Below are 11,944 nucleotides of genomic sequence, written 5' to 3' on the forward strand. Positions count from 1 at the left end.
CATGCGATCGAATTCGGTTGGTTCGGCGATGGAGTACGGGCGGCCTCGCGGCCGCTCGCTGGACGCGGCGTTCCAGCGCGACGTGCGCGCCGCGGCGCCACCGCAACTGCCGATCTTCAGGTCCCGGCTGCAGGGGGAACTGCTCGGGAGGCTGCTGCTCGGGCCCCGGCGCGAGGCCTCGATGCTCGATCTCGCGGTGATGCTCCGCACCGACCTCGGCTCGGTGATGCGCGAGGTCGAGCGGCTGTCGCGGGCCGGCGTCCTCGCGCTGCGCCGCACGCTCGCCGGCCGCCTGGTGACCCGCGACGAGCGCAGCCCGCTGTACGAGCCGCTGGCCCGGCTGGTCATGCTGACGTTCGGGCCCGCCGCCGTGGTCGCCGAGGAGTTCGGCCGGCTGCCGGCCGTCCGCGAGGCGCACCTGTTCGGCCCCTGGGCGGCGCGCTACGCGGGCGTGCCGGGCGACCAGCCCGGCGATGTCGAAGTCCTGCTGGTCGGCGAGCTCGGCCGCGAGACGGCCTTCGACGCGGCCCAGGAGGCCGCCGCCCGGCTCGGCCTCCCCGTCCACCCGGTCGTCCGCACCGCCGCCCAGTGGGCCGACGACGCCGACCCGTTCCTCCGCGAGATCCGCGCCGGCCATGTGCACACCGTCGTCCCCTGAGCTGCGGCTCGGGGCCGCCGGGTCACTGCGCGATGACGTGGCCCGCGCTGCGGGCGCGGCGCAGGGCGACGCGCATGGCCACCCCTATCCCGAGCCGGTAGAGGAGCTTGGACGGCGGCGTCCGGTAGGCGAGTTCGGTGTGCGGGGCGTAGCGGACCTGCTCGGCGCCGTCCAGCCAGCCCGTGTGGACGCGCTGCTGCTGTCCTTGCACGAACTTGCTGAAGGAGTGGGCGGTCAGGCCGGCGCGGCGTCCGCCGTCGGGGAGGACTCCGAGCGGGACGTGGAGCAGTATCCCGTCGGCGTCCTGACCGCTGAAGCCGACGGGGACCACCATGGGGAACCCGTCGGTGCCGGTCCACCCGAGCAGCGCGTCGGGGAGGTTCGCCAGCCGGCTCGCCGCCTTGACGTGGTCGATGCGCGGACCGGTGCCCTGGCCCGGTGCCTTCTGCGGCGGCGGCGGGCCCGGCAGCGGGGGGCCGAAGACCTCCGGGCTCCCCTTGCAGGAGAGGTCCGGCCACGCGACCACCCGCTCGACCGCGATGTCGATGACCACGCGGGTGTAGTAGGGGCGCAGCCAGGGGCCCCAGAGGGGGCCGGTGGCGCGCGGTCCGTCGAAGCGCTCCCAGTCCGCGCCGAGGGAGGCCGGGTAGTCGTCGCGCGGGGCGGAGAGCGAAGCGGTGCCCTGGATCAGCACGTACTGGGGACGGTCGCTGTAGCCGTGCAGGCGGGTGTGGAAGGCCAGGGCCACGCGGGGCTCGCGCCTGATCCGTTCCAGTTTCTTCCAGCCCCCGACCGAGCTGTTCACGGTCACGGTGCCGGCGTCGCGGTCCCGCGCCCCGAAGTTCGTCACCGGGGTGAGCACGACGCCGCGGGCCGGTGTGACCGTGGCGAGCATGACGGCCTGGTCGCCGCCGATGATCTCATCGACGTCGTCGGGCCAGTGTGCGGAGCTCATCGGGCGCCTCCTCGACTCGGCGACCAACACTCTAACAGACAGACTTGTTTGTTTAGAAGAAGAGGCGGTCGATGAGCAGCCAGGCGCCGAGGCCCGCCATGGCGGTGCCGGACAGCCGGCCGATCGAGCGGGCGGCGGCCGGACGGCCCTGCAGCGCGCCGCGGGCGAAGGTGCCGAGGGTGAGGTAGAACAGCGCGCAGGTCGCCATGAAGGTCGCGCCGAGGACGCCGATCTGGCCGGCGACCGGCCAGCGATCGTCCGGGTCGGTGAACTGCGGCAGCAGCGCGACGAAGATCAGCAGGCCCTTGGGGTTGAGGCCGCTGACGCCGATTCCGCGCAGGAAGATCCGCCACTCGGTGCCCTCGGGCCGGGCGCCCTGCGGGTCGGGTGCGGCCGGGCGCATGACGGCCGTGACGCCGTGCCACATGAGGTAGGCCCCGCCGACGATCGTGAGGCCGGTGAGGAGGACCGGGGAGCCGGCGACCAGGGCGCCGACGCCGGCCGCGACGACGGCGGTCACGACGGCGTAGCCGGTCACCAGGCCGCCGACGGCGGGGAGCACGGAGCGGCCGCGCAGGCCGGCGCTGATCGTGAAGGCCCAGTCCGCGCCGGGGACGGCGATGAGCAGGAACGCGACCGACCAGAAGGCGAGGACAGAACCGGTGGCCATGGCGGGAATCCCCTCGGATGGCGGTTGATGAGGGGAGAATATGTTTGATCTACCGAAATGTGCTGCCAAGTTTCGCCTGTACACGCCGTCGCGGTGGAAGGATCTTCTGCATGGACGCCATCGACCGGAAGATCATTGCGGTGCTGCAGGAGGAAGGCCGGGCGACGATCACCGATGTGGCGGCGCGGGTCGGGCTGAGCGTCTCGCCCTGCCATCGGCGGCTGCGGGAACTGGAGCGCAGCGGGACCATCCGCGGGTACCGCGCGGTCGTGGACGCCGCTTCCCTGGGGCTGACGTTCCAGGCGCTGGTGTTCGTCACCATGCGGCAGGAGGACCGCGACACCCTGCTCGGGTTCGAGGCGGCGGTCGAGCGGGTTCCGGAGGTCGTCCAGGCGCAGCGGCTGTTCGGCGACCCCGACTACCTGCTGCGCATCGTCACCGCCGACCTGACCGCCTACCAGGAGCTGGAGGACGACGTGCTCTCAGCCCTGCCCGGCGTCCAGCGGCTGAACTCGACCCTGGTGATGAAGCACATCGTGAACGACCGCCCTCTTCCCACCTAGCGTTACGGGGCGGTCAGCCAGGTGCCGATCTCCTGGTGGAGGCGGCTCTTGGTGGACGCGGGGGCGAAGGAGGCGTCGACGCCGGCGCGGGCCAGGTCGGCCAGGGCGGCGTCGTCGTAGCCGAACGTGTCGCGGACGCGGGCGTATTCGGTGGCGAGCGGCGTGCCGATCAGGGCGGGGATGTCGGTGTTGACGGTGACGATCAGCCCCGCCTCGCGGAGCCGGGGGAAGGGGTGGTCGGCGAGGGACGGCGCGAAGCCCAGGGCGACGTTGGAGGACGGGCAGACCTCGAGCGGGATCCGCCGCTCGCGGACCTCCGCGACCAGGTCCGGGTCGTCCAGGACGCGGATGCCGTGGCCGAGGCGTTCGGTGCGGCCGTCGCCGAGCGCCTGCCGGATGCTGGCCGGGCCCTCGCCCTCGCCCGCGTGGTGGACGACGTGCAGCCCGGCGTCGCGGGCCGCCGCGAAGACCTCGGTGAACGGGTCGCCGGGGTAGGACTCGTCGCCCGCGAGGCCGACGGCGACGACGCCGTCGTGGCGGCGGGCGAGGTCCAGCGTGCGCCAGGCCCGGTCGAGGGAGCGGCGGCGGGAGTGGTCGAGGAGCAGGCCGACCTCGATGCCGAACGCGTCGCATCCGGCGGACAGGCCCTCGCGGACGGCGGTCAGCGGCATGTCCAGATCGCCGAGCCGCTCGCCGTGTGCGGCGGCGGTGAACGAGACCTCGGCGTAGCGGGTGCCCTGCGCCGCCTCGTCCTCGCAGAACTCGTAGGCGATCCGCCGGAAGTCGCCGGGGCGCCGCAGGCACGAGCGGACGAGGTCGTTCTGGGCGAAGAAGGCGGCGAAACCGCCGAAGGCCCCGTCGTGCCCGGGCACCTCGACGCCGTTCGCGGCGCCGATGTCGCGGAGGGTCTCCTGGCGGACGGTGCTCTCCAGGTGGACGTGCAGGTGGGCTTTGGGGAGGCTCAGGAGATCGCGCACCCGCCGTACGCTACGGGCGCACGTCCCCGAAGTACCAGCCATTATTCGCGTTGACGGCGCTCGGCGGCGCGGCCATGATTCGGCCGGTACCGCAGGGGCAACCCGCTAGGAGTCGATCACCGTCGTGCTGAACCGGATCCACCGCGTCGAGGACGGGCGCCGCATCGAGGGCGTCACGCGCCCGATCTTCATCCACAACTTCTCGTACCACCTGACGAACCTGCTGGTCTTCGCGGACGGGGCCATCAACTGCTGGGAATGGGTCGACCTGGACGGCCTGCGGGAGAAGCTCGAATGCGGCTGGGTGGTGACCGGGGTTCCCGAGGGCGGCGAGGTCAGCGCGTTCGAGCTGGGCCGCCTGAAGGCCGCGGAGCCGATGTTCCACCTCACCGCGGAGCAGCTGCTGGGGGAGGTCGCCGACGACATCGAGAGGTTGAACGGCCGCCCCGATTCCACGGACCGCTGCCTGGCCGCGCTGGACCGGTACCTGGAGTCGCGGGACGAGGCGGACCGTCATGCACTGCGCGCCGCGTACCTGGCGATTCCCGAGCACAAGCGGCACTACGCGCTCGGCGACATGGACCACAAGGATCGCCCGCTGGTGATCCTCTGCACCGGCATCGGGGAGTCGCCGATCGGCGGGTGGTTCGACGACGGTGAAGCCGTCACCGAAGCGATGCGCGAATGGGCACTGGACTACTTCGCCGACAGCGACCGGGCGCGGGCGGAGTACGAGTCGAAGCGGCCCGCCGACGACCCGCCGCGGCCCGCGGCCGGGACCGTCCACCTCGGCGGGCGGGTGTTCCCGAACGGGCCGCCCGAGGACGCGGGCCTCGCCGTCCTCCAGATCGAGTATCCGGCCGAGATCGAGGTCGGCGGCGCCGTCTACCCGTCGGTCAAGCACGCCTACTGGGCGCTGTCCACGGCCGACCCCGAGGTCCGTGAGCAGGTCCGCACGGCCGAGCGGTCCTACGACGCGCAGCGGATCGCCGATCCGGCGCCGCGCGTCCCGGGCTGGCCGGACGCCCGGACGGCGGTGATGGCGGGCCTGCTGCGCGCCAAGTTCGACCAGCACCCCGACCTGGCGGCGGTCCTGCTCGGGACGGGCGACGCGCCGATCGGCTACACCGGACCGGACTCCGACCACTGGGTCTCGCGCGGCGAGGCGGGCCGCAACTGGATCGGGCGCCTCCTGGAGCTCGTCCGCTCCGAGCACCAGGCCCGGGAGGCCGGCATCCCGCTTCAGGCAGGCAGGGCGTAGCGGCCGTCGTCGAGGGGGTCGACGAGGCCGTCGGCGATGAGGGCGTCGAGGGCGCGTTCGCGTTGCGGCGCGTCCGACCAGACGATGTCGAGGGCGGGCTTCTCGACGGGGCCGTCGGCGTCGCGGAGGACGGCGAGGAGCCGGCCGCGGCACTGCCGGTCGGTGCCCGCGTAGGTCTGCCCCTTGCGGGGCGGGCCGTCATAGGCGGGACGGCCGTTGCGATGCCAGGTGCACTGGGCGAGGACGGGGCAGTCGACGCAGCGGGGCGTGCGGGCGGTGCAGACGAGGGCGCCGAGCTCCATGACGGCGACGGCCCAGCGGGCGGCGGTCGGCGGGTCGGGGGGCAGCAGGCCCTCGGCGAGCGTCACCTCCGCCCTGGTCTGGGACTTCGGCGGGTACTCCGCGCCGGAGACGAGCCGGGCGAGGACGCGCCGGACGTTGGTGTCGAGGACGGCGTGCCGCTGCCGGAAGGCGAAGCTGGCGACGGCGGCGGCGGTGTAGGCGCCGATGCCCGGCAGGGCGAGCAGGTCGTCGTGGGACGAGGGGACCTCGCCGCCGTGGCGGTCGGTGATCGCGCGGGCGCTCGCGTGCAGGCGCAGCGCGCGGCGCGGGTAGCCGAGCCGGCCCCAGGCGCGGACGGCCTCGCCGGACGGTTCGGCGGCGAGCGCGGCGGGCGTCGGCCAGCGCTCCGTCCATTCCCGCCAGACGGGCAGGACACGGACGACGGGCGTCTGCTGGAGCATGATCTCGCTGACGAGAACGCCCCACGGGGTGGCGCCGGGGGCGCGCCACGGGAGGTCCCGGGCGTTCGCGGCGTACCAGTCGAGAATCGGGTCGGTATAGGTGGAGTTCATGGCGGATCGCCATTGTGGCACGCGGCGGGTCGGCCCTTCGCCCGGGTTCCGCGAATGCATACTGACCGTATGGATACGGGTACCGAGCGTGAATCATCGCTGGACCGGTATTGGCGGCGCCGCGTTGCGGTGCTGGCCGGGACGGCCGGAATGGTCGCGGCTCTGGCCTGGGCGTGCGCGGCGGGCGGCAGCGGCGGGGGCGGTGAGAAAGAGCCGGTCCGGAACGCCGGGGCGATCGATTCGAGCGTGCCCGCGGCACCGTCGGCGGCCGTGCCGACGGTCACCGTCACCACGACCGTGTCACCGTCACCACGGGACGGCGGCGGGCCCTGCAAGGCGGACGACCTGGTGTTCAACATGGTCACGTCGCAGGACTACGCGGCGGGCCGGCAGCCGCGGTTCGACGTCAGCGTGGTGAACATGAGCCCCGCGTCGTGCAGGTTCGACACCGGTTCGCTCTACGTCGTGGTCACGTCCGGCAAGGACCGGATCTGGTCGTCGGGGGAGTGCCGCAAGAGCGGGTCCGGAAAGCAGACGCTGCGCCGCGGCATCCCGTACACCGCGGCCGTCGCCTGGGACCGTCGACGCGGCTGCGGCGGCGCGCCGGCCCGTCCCGGAACCTACGTCGCGAAGCTCAAGGGCGGCAAGGCGGCCAAGCGCGTGTTCCACCTGCACTGATCTTCCACCTGCACTGATCTTCCACCTGCACTGATCTTCCGCCTGCGCCGACCGCGCGCGGGGATCACACGTAGCGTTCGAGGATCGACGACTCGGCGAGCCGCGACAGGCCCTCGCGGACGCTGCGGGCGCGGGACTCGCCGACCCCGCCGACGGCCTGGAGGTCGTCGATGCTGGCGGCGAGGAGCTTCTGCAGCCCGCCGAAGTGCTCGACGAGCCGCTCGACGACCATGCTGGGCAGCCGCGGCACCTTCGCCAGCAGCCGGAACCCCTTCGGGCTGACCGGCAGGTCGAGGGCGTCGGGCCCGGCGAACCCCATCACCTCGGCGACCGTCGACAGGTCGAGCAGCTCGTTGGCCGACAGCGTGTCCAGCGCGGACAGGATCGCCGACACGCCGCGGGCGCGGGTGTCGTCCGACGGGTAGTCGCGGACGATCAGCTCCCGGTCGACGTCGACGCCGGAGACCAGCTCGTCCAGCTGCAGCGAGAGCAGCCGGCCGTCGGTGCCGAGCTCGACGACGTAGCCCTCGATCTCGTCGGCGATGCGGCGCACCATCTCCAGGCGCTGCACGACGGCGCTGACGTCGCGGACGGTGACGAGGTCCTCGATCTCCAGCGCGGACAGCGTCCCGGACACCTCGTCGAGCCGCAGCTTGTAGCGCTCGAGGGTGGCGAGGGCCTGGTTGGCCTTGGACAGGATCGCGGCCGAGTCCTCCAGGACGTAGCGGATGCCGTCCAGGTAGAGGGCGATGATCCGCATCGACTGGCTGACCGAGATGACCGGGTGCGGCGTCTGGCGGGCGACGCGCTCGGCGGTGCGGTGCCGGGTGCCCGACTCCTCGGTGGGGATGGTGGAGTCCGGCACGAGGTGGACGGCGGCGCGCACGATGTGCGAGTGGTCGTTGTCCAGCACGATCGCGCCGTCCATCTTGGCCAGCTCGCGCAGCCGCGTGGCGGAGAACTCGACGTCGAGTTCGAAGCCGCCCGAGCACAGGTCCTCGACGGCCTTGTCGTAGCCGAGGACGATCAGCCCGCCGGTGTGCCCCCGCAGGATGCGCTCCAGGCCGTCGCGGATCTGCGTGCCCGGGGCCACCGCGGCGAGCGTGGCGCGGCGTCGTTCGTCATGAGCCTTGTCGTGTTCTGGCACCTGGCCCCCGGAGGTCGCTGGACGGCGTCAGTTTACCGAGGAGGGCGGCGGCCCGGTTCCTCCCCTGGTCGCATCCGTGCGGCGCGTGCCGTAATACTCTCGCCCTACCCGCGTCATGGCGCGGTAAAGGCGACCTGGAGCGCCTGCTGCAGGCTGTCGACCTCCATCACCTTCATGCCCTCGTAGCTGCTGAGCTGCGGGTCGGCGCGCTTGAGCGGCGATCCGTCGGCGAGCTCCAGGGACCCGCGCGGGACGACGGCGTGCTTGAACCCGAGCCGCGCCGCCTCGGCGAGGCGCCGCTGCACGCCGGGGACGACGCGGACCTCCCCGGCGAGGCCGACCTCGCCGAGCGCGATGAGGCTGCTCGACAGCGCCTGCTCGACGGTGGACCCGGCGACGGCGAGGCCGAGCGCGAGGTCGACGGAGGTCTCGGCGAGCCGGACGCCGCCGACGGTGGAGACGTAGACGTCCTGCTCGTGCATGGAGATCTTGCAGCGCTGGGCGAGGACGGCCAGCACCATCGCGACGCGGGAGGTGTCGAGGCCGGACGTGGCGCGCCGCGGCGAGGGCAGGTGCGACTTGGCGACGAGCGCCTGGACCTCCGCGACGAGCGGCCGGCGGCCCTCCAGCGTGACGGTGACGCAGGTGCCCGGGACGGGCTCCTCGCGGCGGGTGAGGAACAGGCCGCTCGGGTCTGGCAGCCCGACGATCCCGACCTCCGACAGGTCGAAGCAGCCGAGCTCGTCGGTCGGGCCATAGCGGTTCTTCACGGCGCGGATCATCCGGAGCCGGGAGTGCCGGTCGCCCTCGAAGTAGAGGACGACGTCGACGAGGTGCTCCAGCAGCCGGGGGCCCGCGATCGCGCCGTCCTTGGTGACGTGGCCGACGAGCACGACGGTGATGCCGCGCTCCTTGGCGATCCTGATCAGGTTGGCGGCGACCTCGCGGATCTGGGTGACGCCGCCGGGCGCGCCGTCGACCTCGGACGTCCCGATCGTCTGGATGGAGTCGACCACGAGCAGCGCGGGCTCGACGGTGTCGACGTGCCCGAGGACGGCCGACAGCTCCGTCTCGGCGGCCAGGTACAGGTGGTCGGTGATCGCGCCGACGCGGTCGGCGCGCAGCCTGACCTGCTCCGCGGACTCCTCCCCGGTGACGTACAGGACGCGCTTGGCGGGCGCGTTGCGGGGGATCTCCGGCGGCGTCGACGCCAGCGCCGCGACCTCCAGCAGCAGCGTGGACTTGCCGATGCCGGGCTCGCCCGCGAGCAGCAGCACGGCCCCGGGCACGATGCCGCCGCCGAGCACGCGGTCGAGCTCGTCCAGCCCGGTGGGCCTGGTCTGCGCGTTCTGGACGTCGACCTGCCCGATCGGCTTGGCCGGCGTGCTGACGGGCCCGGCGGACACGACCCGCGCGGGGGTGGCGGAGGCCGCCTCGGTGACCGTGCCCCACGTCTGGCACTCGCCGCAGCGCCCCACCCACTTCGAGGTCTGCCAGCCGCATTCGGAGCAGCGGTAGGCAGCCTTCGCCGTCTTCGCCTTCGCCATGGCCCGAGACTCTAGGGCCCGCCGCCGACAGTTCTAGGCGGTCGTGCTCTTGCGGGCGCGTTCGATGAGGTCGCCGAGGTGGTCGGAGACGACGCTGGGGCGTTCGAGCATGGCCATGTGGCCGGCGGTGGGGATGACCTCCAGGCGCGCGGACGGCACGCATCCGGCGATCTTGAGGCTGTGCTCGACGGGGGTGAGCATGTCGTTCTCCGCGCCGATGACCAGGGTGTCGGCGGCGCCGAGGGCGGCGCAGTCGCTGATCACCTCGGTCGTGATCATCGAGTGGAAGAAGTCGATGAGGGCGTCCATCCGGGTGTCGGTCATCATCTGCTCGGCGAACGCGACGGCGGCGGGGCTGGCGTCGGGGCCGTAGGCGATCAGGTCGAGGATCAGCGTGGAGCCGTCCCGGCCGAGGTGGCGGACCTTCTCGATGCCGGCGGAGCCGGCGCCGAGGGCGCGCAGGGCGCGCGGCAGGACGCGCTGGGTGGAGCGGGCGACGAGGGCCGGCATGCCGAGGGTGACCTCGCCGAGGCCGCCGGAGGAGGTGCACAGCAGCCCGGTCGCGGCGATCTTGGAGCCGATCAGGCCGGCGTTGGCGTCGGCGTACCGCATGGTGGTCATGCCGCCCATGGAGTGGCCGACGAGGACGACGGGGGTGCCGGCGGGGACGGTCGCGTCGATGACGGCGGACAGGTCGGCCGCGAGCCGGTCGAGGCTGTAGCCGTCGCGGGCGCCGCCGTCGGAGCGGCCGTGGCCGCGCTGGTCCCAGAAGACGAGCCGGCCGAGGCCGCGCAGCGCCTTGCGCTGGAAGTGCCAGGAGTCCTGGGTGAGGGTCCAGCCGTGCGAGAACACGACGGCGAGGTCGGTGCGGTCCTCGCCGTCGACCTCGGCGTACAGCCGGGTGCCGTCGTCGGCGCGGACGGGGACGGGGCGGCCGCGCAGCGAGCCGAACGGCTCGCCGGCGTAGGGGTCGGGCCGCAGCTGGAGGCGGCGGACGGCGCGGCGCTGCAGGGCCAGTCCGGCTCCGGCGCCGGCTCCGGCGAGCGCGGCGGCGGCGATCACATTGCGGCTCGTCCTGGCGGCACGGCCCATGGCCGGTTCCTCCGTTCCTCGGGGGTGGACGCCGGTCCGCGGGCGCGGGGCGGCGTCGCGGCGCGTGGCGCCGTGGTGCGTACGGCGCCAATTGTTGTACGCGGCATCCAAGAGTGGCCACAGGGGGGCGGCGACTGTGACCGACTCGTCAGTAACCTCAGGCGCAACGCCACCACAGATTGACGGCGTAGTCCACTTCCAGCCCGGAATGCCCGCGCAGGAACTCCTCGGCGAGCTCGGCGGGGAACTCGATCCGCAGCACGGCCGCCAGGTCGTCGCGGCTCCCGAACGACCACCGGATCATGAGCGGCTCGCGGGTGAAGCCGCGCCGCGTCCAGAACCGCTCGACCGCGTCCGGGTCGTACTTCGGCAGCCCGCGCCGGAACCAGCGGCCGAACGTGGACCGGGTCGCGTCGTTGTCGATGACGAAGACCGCGCCGCCGCGCCGCACGACCCGCTCCAGCTCGGCGAGGCCCGGCTCGCAGCCCGGCCCGAAGAAGTACGCCCATCGCACGTGCACGACGTCCACCGACGCGTCCGGCAGCGGGAGCGCCTGCGCCGCGCCGACGCGCACCGTGACGTTGGGCAGGTCGCGGACGCGGCGCGCCGCCGCCCCGGCGAGGCCCGCGTGCGGCTCGACGCCGATCACCCGGTCCGCCTCCGCGGCGAAATGGGGCAGGTGGAAGCCGGTGCCGCAGCCGAGGTCCAGCACGGTCGCGCCGTTCCACGGCCGGATGGCGCGCATCGCCGCGTCCAGCACGCCGTCGGGGTCCACCGCGCGGTTCTCCAGCTCGTAGACCTGCGGGGAGTTCCAGATGTTCGGGCTCGGCACGGCGCCCGGCGCGATCTCGGCCACGCGAACAGAGCGTAGCCGCGGCTTCGGACATCCGGCGCCGCGCCGGGAGGTGCGCAGGCCGGTCAGCCTTGCGGGACGCCGATGATGGCGGCGATCAGCGCTCCGGGAACGGCGGCCAGGACGAAGGCCGGGACGGCCAGGGCCGTAGGGACGGTGATGAACAGCAATGCGGGCGAGAACAGCGTCTGCCAGAAGGGCTGCAGGCCGGGACGCCTGCCGTTCGCGACCCAGAACCGGCGCTGCGGCCGCGCCTTGGAGCCCTCATAGGAGCAGAAGCGCGTGCCGGTCAGCGTCCGCCCCGCGGCGTTGACGTGGACATAGCGCTGCTGCCAGTTGGTCTCGAGCTTTCCCGCCGGCCGGTAGACCCGGACGGTCTTGCTGTACTCGGCCTTGACGAGCCCTCCGCCGAAGGCACGCAGCCGCTCCCACGCCATCACTCCCGTGACATAGGCGAGCAAGCCGCACAGCGCTCCCGCGCCGAGGGCCGCGCCTCCGGCGACCGCCAGGCTCCACCCGCCGACGATGGCCACGGCGATGAAGTACGACGCCAGCGCCGCCCAACCCGCCCATCGCGCGGTCCGCCGCCTGTCGTGCGACCGCTTGCCGACCGGGACCACCCCGACATTCTGCTCCGAAGATCGTCCTCGGACCAGGGGCGTAGCCGTGCGGACTTGGCCGGCCGCCGG

Annotated in this window: 13 protein-coding genes; 4 read left to right on the forward strand and 9 right to left on the reverse strand. The window is 73.2% G+C overall.

The window, feature by feature from the left end; genetic code table 11:
- The first annotated feature begins 1 nt into the window (after position 1).
- Positions 2-658 carry a hypothetical protein gene (locus J4709_RS22765; RefSeq protein ID WP_208243807.1) on the forward strand — a complete coding sequence of 219 codons (657 nt, stop codon included), beginning with the start codon at positions 2-4 and terminating at the stop codon, positions 656-658.
- 22 nt (positions 659-680) lie between these two features.
- Here the strand turns inward: J4709_RS22765 and J4709_RS22770 are convergent, their stop codons facing one another.
- Positions 681-1,613: a pyridoxamine 5'-phosphate oxidase family protein gene (locus J4709_RS22770; RefSeq protein ID WP_208243808.1), complete on the reverse strand. Its 933-nt coding sequence runs from the start codon at positions 1,611-1,613 to the stop codon at positions 681-683.
- 52 nt (positions 1,614-1,665) lie between these two features.
- A complete protein-coding gene (locus J4709_RS22775) occupies positions 1,666-2,283 on the reverse strand; it encodes a LysE family translocator (protein WP_208243809.1) in 618 nt (205 codons plus the stop codon).
- Positions 2,284-2,393: 110 nt separating this feature from the next.
- On the opposite strand from J4709_RS22775, the gene J4709_RS22780 reads away from it, so the two are divergent.
- Positions 2,394-2,846, forward strand: a complete 453-nt coding sequence (locus J4709_RS22780; RefSeq protein ID WP_208243810.1) for an Lrp/AsnC family transcriptional regulator — start codon at positions 2,394-2,396, stop codon at positions 2,844-2,846.
- 2 nt (positions 2,847-2,848) lie between these two features.
- Here J4709_RS22780 and add read toward each other — a convergent pair whose 3' ends face one another.
- Positions 2,849-3,823, reverse strand: coding sequence for an adenosine deaminase (gene add / locus J4709_RS22785; RefSeq protein WP_208243811.1), 975 nt, complete (start codon positions 3,821-3,823; stop codon positions 2,849-2,851).
- 124 nt (positions 3,824-3,947) lie between these two features.
- Between add and J4709_RS22790 the strand changes: the two genes are divergently transcribed.
- Positions 3,948-5,084 carry an NADAR family protein gene (locus J4709_RS22790; RefSeq protein WP_208243812.1) on the forward strand — a complete coding sequence of 379 codons (1,137 nt, stop codon included), beginning with the start codon at positions 3,948-3,950 and terminating at the stop codon, positions 5,082-5,084.
- On the opposite strand, the gene J4709_RS22795 is transcribed toward J4709_RS22790, so the two are convergent.
- Positions 5,066-5,938 (reverse strand): HhH-GPD family protein, encoded by an 873-nt coding sequence (locus J4709_RS22795; RefSeq protein WP_208243813.1) that lies wholly within the window; start codon positions 5,936-5,938, stop codon positions 5,066-5,068. The genes J4709_RS22790 and J4709_RS22795 overlap by 19 nt on opposite strands.
- Before the next feature lie 69 nt (positions 5,939-6,007).
- Here J4709_RS22795 and J4709_RS22800 point away from each other — a divergent pair, with 69 nt between their 5' ends.
- Complete coding sequence (locus J4709_RS22800; RefSeq protein WP_232383921.1) at positions 6,008-6,616, forward strand: hypothetical protein; 609 nt, start codon at positions 6,008-6,010, stop codon at positions 6,614-6,616.
- A 64-nt stretch (positions 6,617-6,680) separates the two neighbouring features.
- On the opposite strand, the gene disA is transcribed toward J4709_RS22800, so the two are convergent.
- From disA to J4709_RS22825, 5 genes are all read right to left on the reverse strand, one after another.
- Positions 6,681-7,763 carry a DNA integrity scanning diadenylate cyclase DisA gene (disA, locus tag J4709_RS22805; protein WP_208243814.1) on the reverse strand — a complete coding sequence of 361 codons (1,083 nt, stop codon included), beginning with the start codon at positions 7,761-7,763 and terminating at the stop codon, positions 6,681-6,683.
- A 113-nt stretch (positions 7,764-7,876) separates the two neighbouring features.
- Complete coding sequence (gene radA / locus J4709_RS22810) at positions 7,877-9,310, reverse strand: DNA repair protein RadA (protein WP_208243815.1); 1,434 nt, start codon at positions 9,308-9,310, stop codon at positions 7,877-7,879.
- A gap of 33 nt (positions 9,311-9,343) precedes the next feature.
- The gene (locus tag J4709_RS22815; RefSeq protein ID WP_208243816.1) at positions 9,344-10,402 is read right to left on the reverse strand and encodes an alpha/beta fold hydrolase; all 1,059 of its coding nucleotides are present in this window, start codon (positions 10,400-10,402) and stop codon (positions 9,344-9,346) included.
- A gap of 157 nt (positions 10,403-10,559) precedes the next feature.
- The gene (locus J4709_RS22820; RefSeq protein ID WP_208243817.1) at positions 10,560-11,258 is read right to left on the reverse strand and encodes a class I SAM-dependent methyltransferase; all 699 of its coding nucleotides are present in this window, start codon (positions 11,256-11,258) and stop codon (positions 10,560-10,562) included.
- A gap of 62 nt (positions 11,259-11,320) precedes the next feature.
- A complete protein-coding gene (locus J4709_RS22825) occupies positions 11,321-11,875 on the reverse strand; it encodes a hypothetical protein (RefSeq protein ID WP_208243818.1) in 555 nt (184 codons plus the stop codon).
- Positions 11,876-11,944: the final 69 nt, after the last annotated feature.

Origin of the sequence: Actinomadura violacea (assembly GCF_017573465.1) — a bacterium.
Taxonomy (GTDB): Bacteria; Actinomycetota; Actinomycetes; order Streptosporangiales; family Streptosporangiaceae; genus Spirillospora; species Spirillospora violacea.

What these genes read in the sequence shown, in the direction of transcription:
- J4709_RS22775 (WP_208243809.1), bottom strand. Translation starts at nt 2,283, where the DNA reads ATGGCCACCGGTTCTGTCCTCGCCTTCTGGTCGGTCGCGTTCCTGCTC.
- radA (WP_208243815.1), bottom strand. Translation starts at nt 9,310, where the DNA reads ATGGCGAAGGCGAAGACGGCGAAGGCTGCCTACCGCTGCTCCGAATGC.
- J4709_RS22795 (WP_208243813.1), bottom strand. Translation starts at nt 5,938, where the DNA reads ATGAACTCCACCTATACCGACCCGATTCTCGACTGGTACGCCGCGAAC.
- J4709_RS22780 (WP_208243810.1), top strand. Translation starts at nt 2,394, where the DNA reads ATGGACGCCATCGACCGGAAGATCATTGCGGTGCTGCAGGAGGAAGGC.
- J4709_RS22815 (WP_208243816.1), bottom strand. Translation starts at nt 10,402, where the DNA reads ATGGGCCGTGCCGCCAGGACGAGCCGCAATGTGATCGCCGCCGCCGCG.
- J4709_RS22800 (WP_232383921.1), top strand. Translation starts at nt 6,008, where the DNA reads ATGGATACGGGTACCGAGCGTGAATCATCGCTGGACCGGTATTGGCGG.
- J4709_RS22770 (WP_208243808.1), bottom strand. Translation starts at nt 1,613, where the DNA reads ATGAGCTCCGCACACTGGCCCGACGACGTCGATGAGATCATCGGCGGC.
- J4709_RS22765 (WP_208243807.1), top strand. Translation starts at nt 2, where the DNA reads ATGCGATCGAATTCGGTTGGTTCGGCGATGGAGTACGGGCGGCCTCGC.